The sequence below is a fragment of the Pseudomonas benzopyrenica genome (assembly GCF_036884265.1).
Classification (GTDB): domain Bacteria; phylum Pseudomonadota; class Gammaproteobacteria; order Pseudomonadales; family Pseudomonadaceae; genus Chryseomonas; species Chryseomonas benzopyrenica.
Genome location: NZ_CP145723.1, coordinates 2,965,844 through 2,984,905, shown reverse-complemented (window position 1 = coordinate 2,984,905; position 19,062 = coordinate 2,965,844). Strand labels below are relative to the sequence as shown.

The 19,062-nt window shown below is 66.8% G+C and carries 17 protein-coding genes; 2 read left to right on the top strand and 15 right to left on the bottom strand.

What is annotated here, in order from left to right:
• Nucleotides 1-77: 77 nt before the first annotated feature.
• From V6W80_RS14095 to V6W80_RS14075, 5 genes are all read right to left on the bottom strand, one after another.
• Nucleotides 78-842, bottom strand: a complete 765-nt coding sequence (locus V6W80_RS14095; protein ID WP_160924480.1) for an ABC transporter ATP-binding protein — start codon at nt 840-842, stop codon at nt 78-80.
• 34 nt (nt 843-876) lie between these two features.
• On the bottom strand, nt 877-1,989 hold the full coding sequence (locus V6W80_RS14090) for a succinylglutamate desuccinylase/aspartoacylase family protein (protein WP_257705749.1): 1,113 nt from the start codon (nt 1,987-1,989) through the stop codon (nt 877-879).
• A 37-nt stretch (nt 1,990-2,026) separates the two neighbouring features.
• Nucleotides 2,027-2,737: an ABC transporter permease gene (locus V6W80_RS14085; RefSeq protein ID WP_064308978.1), complete on the bottom strand. Its 711-nt coding sequence runs from the start codon at nt 2,735-2,737 to the stop codon at nt 2,027-2,029.
• Nucleotides 2,734-3,474 carry an ABC transporter permease gene (locus tag V6W80_RS14080; RefSeq protein WP_184287087.1) on the bottom strand — a complete coding sequence of 247 codons (741 nt, stop codon included), beginning with the start codon at nt 3,472-3,474 and terminating at the stop codon, nt 2,734-2,736. The genes V6W80_RS14085 and V6W80_RS14080 overlap by 4 nt, the downstream gene beginning before the upstream one ends.
• 102 nt (nt 3,475-3,576) lie before the next feature.
• Nucleotides 3,577-4,356, bottom strand: coding sequence for an ABC transporter substrate-binding protein (locus V6W80_RS14075; protein ID WP_064308980.1), 780 nt, complete (start codon nt 4,354-4,356; stop codon nt 3,577-3,579).
• Nucleotides 4,357-4,706: 350 nt separating this feature from the next.
• On the opposite strand from V6W80_RS14075, the gene V6W80_RS14070 reads away from it, so the two are divergent.
• Nucleotides 4,707-5,144, top strand: a complete 438-nt coding sequence (locus V6W80_RS14070; protein WP_338544580.1) for a GNAT family N-acetyltransferase — start codon at nt 4,707-4,709, stop codon at nt 5,142-5,144.
• Nucleotides 5,145-5,147: 3 nt separating this feature from the next.
• On the top strand, nt 5,148-5,633 hold the full coding sequence (locus V6W80_RS14065; protein WP_338544579.1) for a hypothetical protein: 486 nt from the start codon (nt 5,148-5,150) through the stop codon (nt 5,631-5,633).
• On the opposite strand, the gene V6W80_RS14060 is transcribed toward V6W80_RS14065, so the two are convergent.
• The 10 genes from V6W80_RS14060 to V6W80_RS14015 form a co-directional block, all read right to left on the bottom strand.
• Complete coding sequence (locus V6W80_RS14060; RefSeq protein WP_338544578.1) at nt 5,573-6,607, bottom strand: FUSC family protein; 1,035 nt, start codon at nt 6,605-6,607, stop codon at nt 5,573-5,575. The genes V6W80_RS14065 and V6W80_RS14060 overlap by 61 nt on opposite strands.
• 72 nt (nt 6,608-6,679) lie before the next feature.
• A complete protein-coding gene (locus V6W80_RS14055) occupies nt 6,680-8,401 on the bottom strand; it encodes an ATP-dependent DNA ligase (protein ID WP_338544577.1) in 1,722 nt (573 codons plus the stop codon).
• Complete coding sequence (locus V6W80_RS14050; RefSeq protein WP_338544576.1) at nt 8,398-9,417, bottom strand: ligase-associated DNA damage response exonuclease; 1,020 nt, start codon at nt 9,415-9,417, stop codon at nt 8,398-8,400. The genes V6W80_RS14055 and V6W80_RS14050 overlap by 4 nt, the downstream gene beginning before the upstream one ends.
• Nucleotides 9,418-9,478: 61 nt before the next feature.
• Entirely contained in the window at nt 9,479-10,225 is a 747-nt protein-coding gene (gene cobA / locus V6W80_RS14045) for a uroporphyrinogen-III C-methyltransferase (protein WP_338544575.1), read from the bottom strand.
• Between the two features lie 239 nt (nt 10,226-10,464).
• A complete protein-coding gene (locus V6W80_RS14040) occupies nt 10,465-11,265 on the bottom strand; it encodes an ABC transporter ATP-binding protein (protein ID WP_184287133.1) in 801 nt (266 codons plus the stop codon).
• A gap of 206 nt (nt 11,266-11,471) precedes the next feature.
• Nucleotides 11,472-12,317 (bottom strand): nitrate ABC transporter permease, encoded by an 846-nt coding sequence (gene ntrB, locus V6W80_RS14035; protein WP_160924456.1) that lies wholly within the window; start codon nt 12,315-12,317, stop codon nt 11,472-11,474.
• A gap of 32 nt (nt 12,318-12,349) precedes the next feature.
• A complete protein-coding gene (locus V6W80_RS14030) occupies nt 12,350-13,675 on the bottom strand; it encodes a CmpA/NrtA family ABC transporter substrate-binding protein (RefSeq protein ID WP_338544574.1) in 1,326 nt (441 codons plus the stop codon).
• A gap of 236 nt (nt 13,676-13,911) precedes the next feature.
• The gene (locus V6W80_RS14025; RefSeq protein WP_338544573.1) at nt 13,912-15,156 is read right to left on the bottom strand and encodes a nitrate- and nitrite sensing domain-containing protein; all 1,245 of its coding nucleotides are present in this window, start codon (nt 15,154-15,156) and stop codon (nt 13,912-13,914) included.
• Nucleotides 15,157-15,219: 63 nt separating this feature from the next.
• Nucleotides 15,220-16,890, bottom strand: a complete 1,671-nt coding sequence (locus V6W80_RS14020) for a bifunctional protein-serine/threonine kinase/phosphatase (RefSeq protein WP_338544572.1) — start codon at nt 16,888-16,890, stop codon at nt 15,220-15,222.
• Nucleotides 16,891-16,963: 73 nt separating this feature from the next.
• Nucleotides 16,964-18,997, bottom strand: coding sequence for a M13 family metallopeptidase (locus tag V6W80_RS14015; RefSeq protein WP_338544571.1), 2,034 nt, complete (start codon nt 18,995-18,997; stop codon nt 16,964-16,966).
• Nucleotides 18,998-19,062 lie beyond the last annotated feature (65 nt).

The window sequence follows — 19,062 nt, the reverse complement described above, 5'->3', positions numbered from 1 at the left end:
CCTCGGCAGCGGCGGGTGCGAACCTGGGTGGCTGGCGCCGCCTGGTTCGCATGGGGTCCCAGGCAGGGACCCGAGGCCTACTTGAGATTGCCGCTGAGGAACTGGCGCAGACGTTCGCTCCGCGGACTCGCCAGTACTTCGCTTGGCGGCCCTTCTTCCTCCACCACCCCCTGGTGCAGGAACAGCACCTGGGAAGACACCTCGCGGGCAAAGGCCATCTCGTGGGTCACCATGAGCATGGTGCGGCCTTCTTCCGCCAGGGCGCGAATGACCTTGAGCACCTCGCCAACCAATTCCGGGTCGAGTGCCGAGGTGGGTTCATCGAACAACATGATCTCCGGTTCCATCGCCAGGGCGCGGGCGATGGCGACCCGCTGCTGCTGACCTCCGGAGAGGAAGGCTGGATATTGGTCAGCCACGCGTGCCGGTAGACCGACCTTCTCCAGATAGGTGCGTGCACGGTCCTCGGCTTCCGCCTTGCCCACACCCAGGGCCTTGCGCGGGGCCAGGGTGATGTTGTCCAGCACGCTCAGGTGACTCCAGAGATTGAAATGCTGGAAGACCATGGCCAGGCGCGTGCGCAGATTCTGCAACTGGGCGGCATCGGCCACCCGGACGGCGCCGCGATCCTCGGCCATGCGGATGGGCTCGCCGTCCAGGGTCATGGTCACGGCGTTGGGCTGCTCGAGGAAGTTGATGCAGCGCAGGAAGGTGCTCTTGCCCGAGCCGCTGGCGCCGATCAGGCTGACCACATCGCCGGTCTTGGCCTTGAGCGAGACGCCTTTGAGCACTTCGTGGTCGCCATAACGCTTGTGCAGGCCTTCGACGGTCAGTTTGTACATGGATAGGGATTCCACAGCTGAAAAGGGGTAGGGGTCACGGCGAGAGCAGGTAGCCGCTGCGATAGGCCTCGGTGCCCGCCACGTGGGCGATCACCATGCCAGCCGTGGCCATGCGGCGATTGGAGCGCGCATAGAGGATGCCAGCGACGGCGCTGCGGACCTCCTCCACGCGATCGCTGATGGGGTCGATGACCTGCGCCAGCACCTGACCGACCTCGATGCGCTCGCCTACCTGGGCCTTGAGTACCAGCACGCCCCCCTGGGAGCTCGCCACGGGCTCGACCGCCGCCAGGGGCGTGGCCGGTTGCAGCAGGGGCGGCAGCGGTGCGGCGACGCCGCTCAGGAAGCCCTGATGACGTAGGTAGTTGACGATGGCCTCGGCGTCCGCCGCGGCGAGTTCGTCGCGCACGTCCAGCTGGCCGCGCAGTTCCAGGGTCACCGACAGGCTGCCCAGCGGCAGCCGCTCGCCGAAGCGCTGATGGAGATTCCACCAGAGCAGGGTGAAGCATTCGTCGAAGGACTGGCCGCCCGAGTCGGTGGCGAGCAGGCTGGCCTCGGAACCGAAGTAACGCGCCAGCGGCTCCACCTGGGGCCAGGCTTCCGGCGTGGTGTAGAGGTGGGCGACGGCGTCGAAATCGCAATGCAGGTCGAGCACCACCTCGGCGTCGCAGGCCAGGCGCTGCAGGGTCAGGCGCTGGCTGTCGAGCTGGGTGCTGGCGGTTTCGGCGGCCAGGGCCGTGCGGAAGGCCTCGCGTACCAGGGCCTGGTTGGCGGCCACGTCGTCACCCAGGCGCTCGGCGATGGCGGCTTCGACCTGGGCGGTCATGTCGCGGAAGCGGCGGTTGAAGTTCTGGCCCGTTTCCAGCTCGTAGCGACCCAGGTGCACGTCGGCGACCTGCTGGTCCTGGCCGATGGGGTTGGCCACCGGCACCAGCACCACCTCCGCCAGCAGCTCATCGGCGGCTTCCAGCGCCCGGAGACGCTGCTTGAGGTGCCAGGCGGTGAGCATGCCGGGCAATTCGTCGGCATGCAGCGAGGCCTGAATATAGACCTTGCGGCCACTCTCGGCGGGGCCGAAGTGGAAGCTGTGGATGCAGCGCTCGGTGCCCGGGACCGGGGCGACCAGCGGATGGGTGAGATGGCGCATGACAACTCCGGGGCCGCGCCAGGCGCGGCCGCTTGGGTCAGTGGGTCGGGCCGAGGAAGGCCAGCCAGCGGCGCTCCGCCAGGCGGAACAGGCCGATCAGGATGAAGGACACCGCCAGGTACAGCAACGCGGCCAGGCCGAAGGCCTGGAAGGTCAGGAAGGTGGCGGTGTTGGCATCGCGGGCGATCTTGAGCAGGTCCGGTACCGTGGCGGTAAAGGCCAGGGTGGTGGAGTGCAGCATCATGATGACTTCGTTGCTGTAGAAGGGCAGCGAGCGGCGCAGCGCCGAAGGCAGGATCACGTGCACGTACAGCCGCCAGCCGTCCAGGCCATAGGCCTTGGCCGCCTCGACCTCGCCATGGGGCGTGTTGCGGATGGCCCCGGCGAAGATCTCCGTGGTGTAGGCGCAGGTGTTCAGGGCGAAGGCCAGGATGGTGCAGTTCAGGCCGTCACGGAAGAAGCTGCCCAGCATGGGCTGGTCACGCACGAAGCCCAGGCTGTAGATGCCGGTGTAGCAGATCAGCAGCTGCAGATAGAGCGGGGTGCCACGAAAGACGTAGGTGTAGAAGCCGATCGGCCAGCGCAGCCAGCGGCGCTCGGACACCCGGGCCACCGACAGGGGCACCGAAACGACGAAGCCGATCACCACCGAGGCCACCAGCAGCCAGAGGGTCATGGCCAGGCCGGTGATGTGGTAGCCATCGGTCCACAGCAGAGGCTTCCAGTATTGCTGGAGGAGTTCGATCATCGCTTGGCCTCCCGCACGCCGACGTGATAGCGCCGTTCCAGGGCCCCGAGGATGGCGTTGGTCACGGCGGTGATGAGCAGATAGATGACGCCGGCGACGATCAGGAAGTAGAACAGCTTGAAGGTGCCCTTGCCGGCTTCCTGGGAGGCGCGGACCAGATCGGCCAGGCCGATGATGGAGACCAGCGCGGTGGCCTTGAGCAGCACCTGCCAGTTGTTGCCGATACCGGGCAGGGCGAATCTCATCATCTGCGGAAAGGTGATAAGGGTGAAGGTCTGCCAGCGGGTCAGGCCATAGGCCACGGCAGCCTCGCCCTGACCGCGCGGCACGGCGAGGATGGCGCCGCGAAACGTCTCGGTGAAGTAGGCGCCGTAGATGAAACCGAGGGTGGCGATACCGGCGGCCATGGGATCGATGTCGATGTAATCCCAACCCATGTAGTCGGTGAGGGCGCCCAGCCAGTTCTGCAGGCTGTAGAAGATCAGCAGCATCAGCACCAGATCGGGCACGCCACGGATCAGGGTGGTGTAACTCTGGGCAATGAAGCGCAGGGGCGCGAGGCGCGACAGCTTGGCCGAGGCGCCGAGCAGGCCGAGGATGACCGCCACCACCAGCGCGAAGCCGGCGAGCTTGAGGGTCGTCAGGGTGCCTTCCAGGATCAGCGGGCCGTAGCCATGCAGGCTGAGCGTGCCCAGTCCGATGGACTGCAAGAAGGAGTCGAAGGAATTCTGCTGCATGCGTCTTGGGAGAATCGCCTGGTGAGGCCGCGAGCACGGTGAGCGCCAACGGTCATACGTAAAACGCCCCCGGTGGCACCGGGGGCGTCTGCCGAGCGAACCTTACTTGGGATCGTAGAGGTTCAGGTCGCCGAAGTACTTCTTCTGGATCTTGTCGTAGGTGCCGTCGGCGTGGATGGCCGCGATGCCCTTGTTGACGAAGGTCTTGAACTCGTCGTTGCCCTTGCGGATACCGACGGCGGTATCGGCCGGCAGCAGCTCGTCGTGGATGGCGGTGTTGACGTAGCCCTTGCCCTGGGGCGACTTCATGAAGCCACCCTCGGCCTGCAGCATGTCCTGCATGGCGACGTCGATACGGCCCGACACCAGGTCGGCATAGACCTGATCCTGGTTCTGGTAGCTCTGGACGTTGACGCCGTTGGGCGCCAGCTTCTGCTTGGCGAAGGTTTCCTGGATGGTGCCCTGCTGCACGCCGACGGTCTTGCCCTTCAGGCTTTCCGGAGTGGCCTGCAGATTGGAGCCTTCCTTGACGACCATGGAGGAGGGACCCGACCACAGCAGGTCGGAGAAGTCGATCTGTTCGGCACGGGCCGGGGTCTTGGTCAGCGAGGATAGGATGCCGTCGAACTTGCGCGCCCGCAGGCCGGGGATCAGGCCGTCGAAGTCACTCACCACCCACTTGCACTTCACTTCCAGCTTTTCGCAGATGGCGTTGCCCAGTTCGATGTCGAAGCCGACGAAGCTGCCATCGGCGGCCTGGGATTCGAAAGGCGGGTAGGTGGTGTCCACACCGAAGCGGATCTCTTTCCATTCCTTGGCCATCGCCGAACCGGCGGCCAGACACAGGGCGAGCGCAGAGAGAGTCAGCCAGCTTTTTTTCATGTCGGATCCTAGTGCGAATGTGGATGAAATCATGGCGCCAGTACGACGCCCGTGCCCTCGCGGGAGCAATAAGCTTACCAGTCGGCGAAGATCGTCCCAAATCTGTACGCGGTTGCCGCGTTGGTTACATCCTGTCGCAGCCGACCCAGCCGAGCGGCGCGCATTATGCACCGGAAAGGCGCGGCTTTCCTGCCCAGGGCGGACGAACGCACCGCTTTGGGTCTAAAAAGATACGCCTGTGCCAAAGGTGGGCAGAAAGGTAGCAGAAGAGCCGATTCGATAAGCGGTCGTATCGGTTCGGTAGCAATCATCCGCCGTGGCTGGGTGTAAAGGAAACGGGAGCGAAAACAATGGCTGTTCGGGGCAAGGCTGTACAGCTGGCCAGGGTTCATCAGGCGAGCGTTGATCAGGCGGCAGCGGTGGCCCAGGGTTTCCAGGCGTTTGTCAGCGCTCAGCACCCGCAGTTGGCCGATGAGTCGGCCGACGTCCCGCTACAGTTGGTCATCATCGAGGATTCCCGAGTCATTGCCGGCCTCTTGGGGCGAGTGTTCTGGCAGGGTCTGGAGATTGAGGTGCTCTGGGTGGATGAGGGGCATCGCCAGCGTGGATTGGGTCGGCAACTCCTGCAGCAGGCGGAAGTTAAGGCACGCGCCCAGGGTGCTCAGGTCGCGTATCTGCGCACTGCCCAGGCGGCAGCCTTCTATGAGCGGTGTGGCTACCAACACTGCGGCTTTCTGCCGCGACCGCTGGGAACGGGGTTGCACAGCTACCACAAGGCCCTGGGCTAGCCGGTGGCGCGAGGCCTGGGCAGGCTATTGGCGCTGATCGCCCTGGCCGCGCTCTATGGGGCGCTGCATGACCAGCTCAGCTACCGCATAGGTCCGGACTACTTCCACTGCCTGAAATTTCCGCAGTTCGGTTTGCTCGACACCGATGTGGCGCCGCGCTGGCGAGCGGCGAGGGTCGGCCTGCAGGCCGGCGCGGTGGCAGGCCTGCCGCTGGGTCTGGCGCTGCTCTGGCTGGCGCGCGGACGTCCGCTCACGGAGCGCTATCTCTGGCGCGGTAGCGTGGCCGTCCTGCTCGGAGCGCTGGGTTGCGCCGTGCTAGGCCTGGGCCTGGGCTGGCTCGTCCTGGAGCTGGGCAGCGTGCAGCGGGTTCCTGCCTGCGTGCAGGACAGCCGTGGCTTCCTGCTGGCGGCCTGGATGCACGATGGCAGCTACCTGGGCGCCTTGCTAGGATTGCTGGTGTTCGCCTGGCGCAACCGGCGGCGTCGCTGAAGGCGGGCGAGTCCTCGTTCGACGCCCGCTTCCAGCGCCAGGAACAGCAGGGCGACCGCACCGCCCAGCAGGGTGCTGCCGATCCGTTCCCGGGCGATGCTCGCCTCGGGGGCGCCGGCCAGGGCCACCATCAGCACCGTGGTGCCGGTGATGAACAGCGTCTGCAGCGAGTAGCGCCCGTCCTGCAGCAGATAGGCACCCGCCGCGCAGAGCAGGCAGGCACCGGCCAGGACGGCGGGCGTATCGTCGAGCCAGACCACCGCGCCCGCCAGCAGGCAGCCGGCCAGGGTGCCGCCCAGCCGACCCAGGCCGCGCCGCCAGGTGTCGCCCAGTCGCGGCTTGAGCACCAGCAGGGCGGTCATGGGCGCCCAGTAGCCGTGGCCGTAGTCGAGCAGGCCGGTCAGGGTCTGGCAGAGGGCGACCACGGCGGCCGCATAGAAGCCGTAGCGGCCGAGCCGTAACCTGTCGGCGAACAGGGCTACCACTTCCCAGAGATGGGCCTTGAGGGAGCCGGTGCGCAGCCGCCACTGGGAGCGGTAGAGGGCCTTTTGCACCAGGGCGAAAAGCAGCAGTTGCAGCAGCCCACCGCCGAGTACCAGGCCGCCCCGCAGCAAGGCTTGCTGCAGATCACCGGGAAAGCCACCAGCGACCAGCAGGGCCACCGTCCACTGCTGGGTGATCCACCAGGGGCCGTTGCCGACGGCGAACAGCCAGGCGCAGCAGGCTGCCCACAGCGCCCCGGCCATTACCAGGGCTGGCAACTGGTGACCGAGCAGCGAGCCGACCACGGCGGAAAAGGCCATGCCCAGAGCGGCCACCAGCATGGGTGCCAGCGGCTCGGCGGCAAAGCTCTTGTAGGCGCCGAAGCCGACGGTATAGGCGCCACCCAGGGCTACCACGCAAGGCAGCCAAGCCTCCGTCCACCAGCCGGCAAGCAGGATCGCCGCCAAGGCCGGGAGGCAAGCGAGCGCCAAGGCCCAGCGGGGTTCCTGCGGCGCGCCTATCGCACCATCGGCTACCGGTGGCGGTGCCTGGCCGGTCATCCGCTAGGCCAGCAGCTGCTGCAGGATGTCGAGGGTATCGGCTTCGGCCACCGGCTTGTCGTGGCGCCAGCGCAGCATCCGCGGAAAGCGCACGGCGACGCCGCTCTTGTGGCGCTTGGACAGGGCGATGCCCTCGAAACCCAGCTCGAACACCAGGGTCGGCTCGACACTGCGTACCGGGCCGAACTTCTCCACCGTGGTGCGGCGGACGATGGCATCCACCTTGCGCATCTCCTCGTCGGTAAGCCCCGAATAGGCCTTGGCGAAGGGCACCAGGGTACGTTCGCTGCTCTCCGGCGGACCGTCCCAGACGGCGAAGGTGTAGTCGGAATAGAGACTGGCACGCCGCCCATGGCCGCGCTGGGCATAGATGAGCACCGCATCCACCGAGAAGGGATCGACCTTCCATTTCCACCAGGTGCCCATGTCCTTGGTACGACCGACGCCATAGAGCGAATCCTGGGCCTTGAGCATCATGCCTTCGACCCCCAGGGTGCGTGAGGCCTCGCGCTGGCGGGCGAGATCCTGCCAGTCTTTGCCGTGCAGCAGCGGCGAGGGGCGCAGCAGCGGACTGGCGCAGCGCGCCACCACCCGTTCCAGCTCGGCGCGGCGCTGACGTTGCGGCTGGCTGCGCAGGTCGTGGCCCTGCCATTCGAGCAGGTCGTAGGCGAGCAGGATGACCGGTACGTCTTCGAGGATCTTCTTGCCTAGGGTCTTGCGGCCGATGCGTTGCTGCAGCAGGGCGAAGGGCTGCACGCCGAAGGGGATGGGCGCGGCCGGATCCTGGTCATCCTGGTGCTCGCTGACCTCCTCGCTGCTGAGCAGGGTGTCGGGGGCGGCGTCTTCCTTCCAGACCACGATCTCGCCGTCGATGACGGTACCGTCGGGCAGCGATTCCGCGAGGGGATGCAGTTCGGGAAAGCGATCAGTGACCAGGTCTTCGCCTCGCGACCAGATCCACAGCCGACCGTCACGCTTGACCAACTGGGCGCGGATGCCGTCCCACTTCCATTCCACCTGCCAGTCTTCGGCCGGGCCCAGTTGCGCCTCGAACTGGTCCACCGGCAGTTGCAGGGCGTGGGCGAGAAAGAACGGATAGGGTTGACCACCCCGCTGGGCATGCTCATCCGGGCTTTCCGGAGCGACCAGGCGGGCATAGCCCTCGGCGGTGGGGCGATGGGAGAGATCGGTATAGCCCACCAGGCGCTGGGCGACGCGCTTGGGATCCAGGTCCGCCAGGGTGGCCAGGGCGCGGGTCACCAGCAGCTTGGAGACACCGACGCGGAATTCGCCGGTGATCAGCTTGATGCAGACCATCAGACTCTGGCGATCCAGCTCGCCCCAGAGCGGCGGCAGGCGCTCGGCCAGCTCTTCCGGCGGCAGCCCGCGCAGGGGCAGCAGGTATTCCTCCAGCCAGAAGGCCAAGCCTTCGGCATTGGCGGCATCGGCGGTGGGAATCAGCAGCGCCATGGTTTCGGCCAGGTCACCTACCGCCTGATAGCTCTCCTCGAACAGCCACTCGGGTAGGCCGGAGAGGGCCATGGTCAGCTCACGCAGCTGGCGCGTCGGCACCAGGCGCCGGGGGCGGCCGCCGGCGAGGAAGTACACCGCCCAGGCGGCATCCGCGGCCGGGGCGCTGCCGAAGTAGTCCACCAGGGCGGCCAGCTTGGCGTTGCTGGAGGTGGTGGCGTCGAGACGGCCATAGAGTTCGGCGAAGGCCTTCATGCCTGGGCCTCTGTGGCGACGGGGGTGTCGTCTTCCTCACCGTATTCGGTGGTGAAGCCCTGGGCGTCCAGGCCCTGATCGCGCAGATAGCGCACCAGGGTGGCCACCGAACCATGGGTGACCATCACCCGCTCGGCGCCGGTCTGCTCAATGGCCCACAGCAGGCCCGGCCAGTCAGCGTGGTCGGAGAGCACGAAGCCGCGATCCACGCCGCGCCTGCGGCGGGTGCCGCGCAGCATCATCCAGCCGCTGGCGAAGGCATCGCTGTGCTCGCCGAAGCGGCGGATCCAGGTGCTGCCACCGGCCGAGGGCGGGGCGATGATCAGCGCCTGGCGCAACGTGGGGTCGCTCTTCTTGAAGTCGCCGGCATAGTGGGTCTCGGGGATGCGGATACCGGCCTCGCGATAGACCCGGTTCAGGGGTTCCACCGCGCCATGGGCGAGGATCGGGCCGATCTCCGGATCCAGGCCGTGCAGAAGCCGCTGCGCCTTGCCGAAGGCATAGCTGTAGAGGACGCTGGCCAGTCCCCGGGCCTGGTTGGCGCGCCACCATTCATTGACCTCGGCGAAGATCTCCGCCTGGGGTCGCCAGCGATAGATCGGCAAGCCAAAGGTGGATTCGGTGATGAAGGTATGGCAGCGCACCGGCTCGAAAGGGGTGCAGGTGCCATCGGGCTCGACCTTGTAGTCGCCCGAGGCCACCCAGACCTCCCCGCGATACTCCAGGCGCACCTGCGCCGAGCCCAGCACATGGCCGGCCGGATGGAAGCTCAGTTTGACCCCGTGGTGGTCGATGACCTCGCCGTATTCCAGGGTCTGGAGGTTGATGTCGGCCCCCAGCCGGGCGCGCAGGATGCCGGCACTGCCCGAGGTGGCGAGATAGTGACCGTTGCCTACCCGGGCATGGTCGCCGTGGCCATGGGTGATGACCGAGCGCTCCACCGGATGCCAGGGATCGATGTAGAAGTCGCCGGGCGGGCAATAGAGGCCGTCCGGGCGGGCGATGACGAGGTCCATGGGCGCCGCTCTGCTGGGGGATTACCCATAGGAACGGCGGCGGGGTGCCTGAGTTCGCCGCTCAGGCCTGGGCGGCGAAGCTCAGCGCCTGTTGCAGAGCCGCCTGGCCCACCACCTCGCCGATCACCAGGATCGCCGGACTGCGCAACTGGAAGAGGGCGGCGTCCACCTGCAGGTCCTGCAGGGTCGAGCGGCACTCGCGTTGGCTGGGCAGGGAGGCGTTCTCGATCATGGCCACGGGGGTGGTCAGCGCGAGACCACCATCCAGCAGACCCTGCTGAATCTCGGCCAGACGCGCCACGCCCATGTAGACCACCAGGGTAGTGCCAGTGGCCGCCAGGGCGGGCCAGTTGGGCGCGCTGTCGTCCTGGGTGTGGGCGGTGACCAGGGTAACGCCGCGGGCCACGCCCCTCAGGGTCAGGGAGATGCCGCAGGCGGTGGCGCCGGCCAGGCCGGCAGTGATGCCATTGACGATCTCGCTGCTGACGCCGCGGGCGGCCAGCCATTCGGCTTCCTCGCCAGCACGCCCGAAGATACAGGGATCGCCACCCTTGAGCCGGGCCACGCAACGGCCCTGGCGGGCGTAGCGCAGCATCAGCCGGTGGATGAAGGCCTGTGGCGTGGAGCGGCAGCCGCCGCGCTTGCCGACGCGGATCACCCGGGCGGTCGGGCAGTGTTCGAGCACCGCCGGATTGACCAGGTCATCGATCATCACCACCTCGGCCTCGCCCAGGGCGCGTACCGCCTTGAGAGTCAGTAACTCGGGATCGCCGGGGCCGGCGCCGATCAACCAGACTTTCCCGCTCATGTAGTGACCTCTCGTAGTCAGGGTGGCGACTGTAACGCAAAAAAAAGGCGTCCCGCTGCAAGCAGCTGGGACGCCTTTGTCCGGAGGGTCTTTCCTCGCCGTTGAAGAAAGACCGCTGATAGCTAGCAGGGTGCACGCTTCATGCCAGCTGCCGCCTGCCCGCATTCTGCGGTGATCCGAGCCGATAGCCACCGACGGCTGCCCCCTTTCGAGGCGGTGTGCCTCGAAAGGGGGCGCGATCAGGCCACCGCGCCGGGGTGGCTGTGCTTTTCATAGAGAAAGCTCAGCACCGCGTGGCGATAGCCGTTGTAGCGCGGATCGTCCACCAGGGTGATGCGATCGCGAGGCCGCGGCAGGTCGATGGTGAGGATTTCGCCGATGGTGGCCGCCGGGCCGTTGGTCATCATGACGATGCGATCCGAGAGCAGTACCGCCTCGTCCACGTCGTGGGTGATCATCATCACCGTATTGCGCAATTCGCTCTGGATGCGCATCACTTCGTCCTGCAGATGCGCCCGGGTGAGGGCATCCAGGGCGCCGAAGGGTTCGTCTAGCAAGAGCACCTTGGGCTGCATGGCCAGGGCGCGGGCGATGCCGACCCGCTGCTTCATACCGCCGGAGATTTCGCTGGGCCTTTTGTGCAGGGCATGGCCCATGTTGACCATTTCCAGGTTGTGCAGCGTCCAGGCGTGGCGTTCGGCCTTGCTCTTGGTGCCCTTGAACACCTTGTCCACCGCCAGGGCGACATTCTCGTAGACGGTCAGCCAGGGCAGCAGCGAATGGTTCTGGAACACCAGGCTGCGCTCGGGACCCGGACCGCGGACCTCGCGATTCTCCAGCAGGATCGAGCCGGAGGTCGGCTCGATCAGGCCGGCGACGATGTTGAGCACCGTGGACTTGCCGCAGCCGGAGTGGCCGATGATGGAGATGTACTCGCCGCGTTCGATCTTGAGATTGACGTCGCGCAGCACCGTGGAGGTGAGGCCGTTGCGGGTGAAGCTCTTGTCGATATGCTCGATGCTCAGATAGGGCTGGGCCATGATGGGAATCCTCTAGTGTGGTGCTTCAGACGTTCGCGCAAGAATTGGCGAGGGATTTTTGTTCGGTTCGGCGCCCCGAGCGGGCTAGGCGCCGCGACGAGTCATAGCAGGGCTATGGCGAGGAGTGGCAACGCCGCCCGGGGCGGTCCGCCGCTGCGGGCAAAAAGCGCTGCCAAAATTGGGTAGATAACTTCTGAAACACCGCACTAGTTCGCGGTGCCGCGGGTGACCAGGCGACCGATGAAGGCCACCAGCCGGTCGAGCAGGAAGCCGATGACGCCGACGTAGACCAGCGCCAGGATGATGTCGCTGATGCGCGAGGCGTTCCAGGCATCCCAGATGAAGAAGCCGATGCCGACGCCGCCGATCAGCATCTCGGCGGCGATGATGGCCAGCCAGGACAGGCCGACACCGATGCGCAGGCCGGAGAAGATGTAGGGCGCCGCCGCCGGCAGCATGATCTTCTGGAAGTACTCCCAGCCATTGAGGCGCAGCACCCGCGCCACGTTGCGGTAGTCCTCGGGAATGTTGCGGATGCCCACCGAGGTATTGATGATGATCGGCCAGATGGCGGTGATGAAGATGACGAACAGGGCCGAGGGGTGGCTGTCCTTGAAGCCGGCCAGGGACAGCGGCAGCCAGGCCAGCGGTGGCACGGTGCGCAGCACCTGGAACAACGGATCGAGGCCGCGCATGGCCCAGACCGACTGGCCCACCAGCACGCCCAGGGCGATGCCCGCCACCGCGGCCAGCAGGTAGCCGTAGGCGACGCGCTCGAGGCTGGCCAGCAGTTGCCAGGCCATGCCCACGTCATTGCCGCCGTTGTCGTAGAAGGGCTGGGTGATCAGCTCCCAGGTGTCGCTGACCACCTGGCTCGGCGGCGGCAAGGCCGCGCCGGGACGGCTGCACAGCAGCTGCCAGACAATCAGTAGCAGGGCGCCCACCACCAGCGGGGGCAGGCCATTGCGTAGCACCTGCTGGCCAAGCCGACGCAGGCGGGTTTGCGGGCGAAAGGTGGCGAGGGCCTTGGGTGGCCGGGTGTGGGCGTTCATGGGCGAAACTCCTCTGGCAAAAGGGGGGGACGTCAGACCTTGAGCGTCAGGCTGGCGAGATAGGCCTTGGGATCGGCGGGATCGAACACCTTGCCGTCGAAGAAGGTTTCCGTGCCGCGCGAGTTGCCGCTGGGGATGTCGCCGGTCGGCACGCCGATGGCCGCCGCCGCTTCGCGCCAGAGATCGGCGCGGTTGACCTTGGCGATCAGCCCCTGGGCATCCAGATCGCCGGGCAGATAGCCCCAGCGCTGGTTCTCGGTGATGAACCAGAGATCGTGGCTCTGATAGGGGAATGAGGCGTGCTCGTTCCAGAACTTCATCACGTGCGGGCTGTTCTGCACGACCCGGCCAGTGCCGTAGTCGAAGGTGCCCTGCAGGCGGCCGACCACGTCCTCGGCGGGGGCGCCAATCCAGCGGCGCTTGGCACAGATCTCGGCGACCTTGGCCTTGTTGGCCGCCACGTCGCAATACTGCTGAGCCTCCAGTACCGCCTTGAGCAGTGCCAGGGTGGCCCGGGGATTGGCCTGGACGTAGTCGGCGCGCAGGGCCAGGGCCTTCTCTGGGTGGTTGGCCCAGAGTTCGCCGGTGGTCAGGGCGCTGTAGCCGATGTTCTGCTTGATCAGCTGGGCGTTCCAGGGCTCGCCGACGCAGAAGGTGTCCATGTTGCCCACCTTCATGTTGGCCACCATCTGCGCCGGGGGCACTACCAAAGTGGTGATGTCCCGATTCGGATCTATGCCATTGGCCGCCAGCCAGTAGCGGATCCAGAGATCGTGGGTACCGCCGGGAAAGGTCATGGCCGCCGAGGTTTTCTTGCCGGCGGCCTGGCGGGCGGCCAGGGCGCTCTTGAAGCCGCTGGCGTCGAGGCCGATCTTCTGCTCCCGGTAGTCGTTGGACAAGGAGATACCCTGGCCGTCGACGTTCAGGCGGGCCAACAGCGCCATGGGCAACGGCTGGCCATTGGGGGTGATCTTGCCGGCGGCCAGCTGATAGACCATGGGCGTGAGGATATGGGCGCCGTCGATACCGTTGGCCGCCGAGCCCAGCACCAGGTTGTCGCGGGTGGTGCCCCAGGAGGACTGCTTGAGCACCTCCACCTCGGTCATGCCGTACTTGGCGAACAGTCCCAGCTCATCGGCGACGAACAGCGGGGCGGCATCGGTGAGGGCGATGAAGCCGAGCTTGGCCTTGGTCGTCTCCACGGTATCGCTGCCCGCTGCCCAGGCGGCGGATTTCAGACCGGGCGGCAGCAGACTGAGGGCCGCGCCCGCGCCCAGCATACCGAGCGACTGCTTGAGGAAACTGCGGCGGGGGAGTCCACGACCGGCCTGGTCATCGTTACGGGAGTTGTCGTCCATCGTCTGTCCTTAATGCGCGGGCATAAAAAAACGGCGCCCACGCTCGGCAGCCGTGGCTGCGAGGGTGGACGCCGTCGTCCGGGAGATGCTGTGGGAGCGAAACTCGCTCAGGAGGGTGATTGCAGAGACCGTGCCAAGCGCCGAATGGCGGCTTTGCTGGAGATGAGGTGCCGTCTGGCGCACAGTGGCGGGGCGAATCCCTGCCGATGTGCGCCGTCCGGGCGCACGCTGCGGTATCAGCCGGGCTGCGCCAGGATCCGGCGGACCACCTCGGCCAAGGCCACGCCGCTGCGCATCGCCAGGCGCTGCAGATGCTGATGAGCCTCGGCTTCGGGCAGCGCCAACTGCTCCATGAGACGCTGCTTGGCGCGCTCCAGCAGCTTGCGTTCGGCCAGCGCTTGGCGAGTCTCCTGCAATTCCGCCTCGACCTCGTGCAGCCGCCGGGTCTGGGCCTGCAGCAGGTCGAGGATGCCGGCAGGCGCCTCGCCCGGCCCAGCGTCGCTCACCGGATTGGCCGCCAGGCCGAACAGCAGCGGCTGACCCGGTTCGCGGTCGAGTTCGGCCAGCCGCCGCGACAGTTTGCGATGGCTGTCGAGATCGGCCTGGGCGTCCCTGATGCTGGCCGCGCACCGGGTCCGCAAGGCCGCCACCAGATGCTGGGCCACTGCCTGCATGGCATCCAGACGACGGGTATTGAGTTCGAACCAGAGCTCGGCGAGGACCCCCTCCACCGGCGTGGTCGGTGAGGTGCGCCGGGCCATGGTGCGCAGCTGTTCGATCTGCTGCCGTGAGGCGCAGCCCTGGACCTCGTCCCAGATGGCAACTGCCCGGGCGTCGGCGTGGTCGAGGAAGCCGGCGAAGCAGCGCAGCTGGCCTCCGTCCAGTTCATCCAGGCGCGCCAGCAGATCCTGGTCGAAGTAGCCCTGGGCGAAGCCGACGACGCCCACCGCCCGGGCCTGGCCCGCCAGTTCCTTGCCCTGCATGAAGTTGAACAGGGCGACCAGCGCGCGGCTCAAACCTGGATCGCTGGCCGTGTCCGCCGCCTCGAAGATGACCGCCAGCAGGCTGCCGATGAGGTGCGAGAAGGTACCCGTGGCCTGCTGCATCTGCACCCGGCGTTCGACGATGGCGCGTCTCAGGCCGCTCAGGCCATCGAGCAGGTGCAGGACACAGGCGATGCGATTGAGCAGCCGGGGCCGTTCCTGGGTCACCCTGGCATCGAGGGCCTCCAGGCAGGCGCGCAGCCTGGCCTCGCTGTGACGCGCGGTCGTCGAATGCTGCTCCAGCGCGGTGCGGTAGCGATCGTTGCCGGTACCCAGCAGAACATTGCTGAAACCTCGCTCGCGCTGCAGGTCATGCACCAGTTCACTGGCGCGTTCCACCAGCTCGCACGTCAGGGCGAGCCCTTCCAGCTGCTGCAATTCGCAGCGCCGCGCCGCGAGCATGAAGCGCAGGGCGGGGGGCATCTGGTGATCGGACATGGCGCGGGCTCGGACAGGGTGCTGGCCAGTGGCCTGCAAAAGCTGCTCCACTTCGTCGCGCGATCAGTGCCGATAGAGCCAGAGCAGTATCAGCAACAGATTCAGCGTCAGCGAACAGGCCGCCACGACCTGCCAGGTGCGCAGGGGATCGCGCTGCAGCAGCGGCAGGGGGCGGGCCAGGGGTTGGCGTTCGCCTTGTTCCAATAGCAGCAAGGCTTCTTCGGCGGTTTCGAAGCGATCGCCCGGCTCTACCGCCACGGCGCGTTGCAGCCAGTCTTCCAGCCAGGCCGGCGCATCCGGGCGCCGGCGCAGGACGCTGGCAGGCGCGCCGAAGCGTGGGCGCTGGAAGGGTTCTACCTCGCCGTAGGGATAGCCGCCGGTCAGCAGCTGGTAGAGGGTCACGCCAGCGGCATAGAGATCCTGGGCCGGACTCGGCGCAGCGCCCTCGAAGGACTCCGGAGCGCGGTAGCTGGGGGTGCCCGGGCTGTCCTGCAGATCCTGGGACAGTTGCGGGCAATAGGCCAGGCCGAAATCCAGCAGGCGCAGCTCACCGTCCTGGCCGCGATGCAGATTGTCCGGCTTGATGTCACGATGGAGGATGTTGCGTCGGTGCAGCTGGCCGAGGGCACGCAACAGGCGCGAGGCGACGTCCAGCCAGTCGGCCAGCGCCAGGGGTCCGTCGCTGGCCAGCTGTTGTGCCAGGGTGCGCCCGGGATACTCGCGCTGCACGAAATAGAGATGGGCGCGCCGGGGCAGCGGATGCACCTCGACGAAGGCGCGACCGGCGACGCGGCGCAGGAACCATTCCTCCATGAGCAGGGCATGACCAGCCAGGGTGTCGAATTGCAGCGCCGCCGGCAGGGTCTTGAGCAGCCAGGGGCGGCCAGCTTCGTCCCTGACCCTATAGAGCAGCGATTGCCGCGATTCGGCCAGACGCTCCACCACCGTCCAGCCTTCGAAGGCCTGGCCGGGCTTCAAGGCGGGCAGCGGCGGCCAGGTATCGGCATTGGCCAGGGTGTCGGCCAGGGAGATGTCGGGCAGGCGGTCGACCCGCACCAGCAGGGCGCTGGCGTTATCCTGGCCGCCGGCATGCAGGGCGCCGGCGACCAGAGCCTGGGCCGTAGCATCCAGATCCATGACGCCATCGACCAGGATATGCCTCATGCTGTCTTCGCCCAGTGCCGCCCAGACGCCGTCACTCACCAGCAGCAGGGTTTCGCCGGCGTCCAGCTCGCCCTCGCGAAAATCCACCACCAGGTGGTTCTCCAGCCCCAGGGCCCGAGTCAGCACATGCTGCATGCCGGCCTGCTGCCAGACGTGGTCGACGGTGAGACAGGTCAGCCGACCGCCATGCCAGCGATAGGCACGGCAGTCGCCGACATGGGCCAGGGTGTAGCGCCGCCCGCGGATCACCAGGGCGGTAAGGGTCGTCAGCAGTGGCTGGCCATTGCCGGCGGCCTGCAGCCAGCGATTCTGCGCCAGCAGCAGCCGTTCGAGGGCCTGGGCCACCGGCCAGGTCTCCGGCGTGGAGTAGTAGTCCTGGGCCAGGGCCTGGAGGGTCGCGCGCGCGGCCAGGCCACCGTCCAGACAGCCGCTGACGCCATCGGCCAGGGCGAACAGATGTCCCTTGGTCGCCGCCAGGGCCGCACTGGGCTGGACGCTACGCAAGGCGTCCTGGTTTTCCTTGCGCGGACCGGTCGCGGTAGCTTCGGCAAAGGCGAGTTCTAGGGGCATGGAAGGGGCGCCGGCAGGGAGGGGCGACAGCCGATGCAAAAGCGATACCCGTTCACCGGACGCCCCCGGCCCCTCACCAGATTTCCACGCGTTTCTCGTCCGGTCGGACCATGGCATCGCCCACCTTGCAGCTGAACGCCTGGGCAAAGGACGGCATGTTGGACGGCGCGCCGATGGCGCGGAATCTCATGGGCGCATGGGGATCGGTGTTGAGCGAGAGGCGTAGCTGTTCCTCACGCACGGAGCTGCGCCAGACCCGTGCCCAGTTGAGGAAGAAGCGCTGCTGCTGGGTGTAGCCGTCGATGGTGCGGCTGGCTTCCTCCGGCTTCTTCGCCAGCGCCAGTTGCAGGGCGTCGTAGGCTGCATTGATGCCGCCGAGATCACCGATGTTCTCGCCCAGGGTGAGCTTGCCGTTGACGTGCAGGTCCGGGTGGTCCGGCAGCGGACGATAGTTGTCGAATTGCTCAACCAGCTTCCCGGTGCGGGCCTCGAAGGCCTTGCGATCGGCCGGGGTCCACCAGTCCACCTGGTTGCCGGCGCCGTCGAACTTGCTGCCCTGGTCGTCGAAACCATGGCTGGCCTCGTGACCGATCACTGCGCCGATACCGCCGTAGTTGATGGCATCGTCGCCGTCCGGATAGAAGAACGGCGGCTGCAGGATGGCGGCGGGGAAGTTGATGGTGTTGTCGGTGGGGCTGTAGTAGGCATTGACCGTCTGCGGGTACATGCCCCATTCCTGGCGGTCGGTGGGCTTGCCGATCTTGTCCAGGTCATGGCGATAGTTGAAGCGCGAGGCGGCTTCCAGGTTGGCGTAGAAGCCCTGGGGCTTGAGGGTCAGGCCGCTCCAGTCGCGCCAGCGCTTGGGATAGCCGATCTTGGGCAGGAAGCTGTCCCACTTGGCCAGCGCCTTCTGCTTGGTCTCGGGGCTCATCCAGTCGAGCCGCTCGATGCGCGCCTTGAGCGCCAGCATCACGTTGTCCACCAGCTCCTGGGCGCGGGCCTTGGCCTGGGGCGAGAAGTGCTCCTGCACATAGAGCTGGCCAAGGCCTTCGCCCATGGCACCGTTGACCGCGCGCAGCACCCGCTTCCAGCGTTCGCTCTGTTGCTGCTGGCCGCTCAGGGTCTTCTGGTTGAAGTCGAAGCTCTCCTGCTGGAAGGGTTTGGACAGCAGCGGCGCCGCATCGTCGATCACATGGGCGCGCAGATAGGCCTGCCATTGCTCGATGGGGGTCTCGGCCAGCATCCGGTCGAATTCGGCGAAGAAGCCGGGCTGGGACAGCGAAAAGCCCTGCTGGCCAGTGACGCCCTGGCTGGCGAAGAAGGCTTGCCAGTCGAAATGCGGCGTGACCTTGTTGGCTTCGGCGAAGCTCAGGTAATGATACTGGTTCTCCGGATTGCGCAGCTCCACCGGCTTGACCGAGGCGCGCGCCAGGCGACTCTCGAAGGCCAGTACGAGCTCGGCCTGGGCGGCCGCCTGGGCTTTGGGTACCCCGGTCAGGACCAGCAGTCGGGCGATGTGACCCAGATAGGCCTGGCGCAGCTTGGCGTAGTCGGCCTCGGTGTAGTAATCGGGGGTGGGCAGGCCCAGGCCGCCCTGGTAGGCATAGGCGATCTGCTGCTTGGCATTCTGGTAGTCGGCGCCGGAACCGAAGGAGAACACCTGCATGTCGCCGCGGGCGAAGCTCTGTTGCAGGTACTTCACCACGTCGGCCGTGGTGCGTAGCTCATCGATGGCGGCCAGTTGCGCCTGGATCGGCTGATAGCCGGCGCGCTCGATGGCGGCTTCGTCCATGCCCGAGCGATACAGCCAGCCGATCTTCTGTTCTACCGAACCCGCTTCCGCGCGATCCGCCGAGCGCGCGGCACGTTGCAGGATGGCGTGCTGATCGTTGAGTGATTTTTCCCCCAGGGCCATGAAGGAACCCCAGCGCGACTTGTCCGGCGGGATGGGGTTGGCCGCCACCCACTTGGCATTGACGAAGGTGTCGAGGTCGGTACAGGCGGTTGCCGGGTCACCCAGTTCGGTGACGTCGAAGACAGGGGCGGCGAAAGCCTGGCTGCCAAGCAGCAGGCCGATGGTCAGGGCGAGGGGTTTCAACGCAGGCATGGGAGAAAGCGGTCTCCAGAAAAGGGCAGAAGAAGGCAGAGTAGGGGTCGAGGGTAGCGGTCACG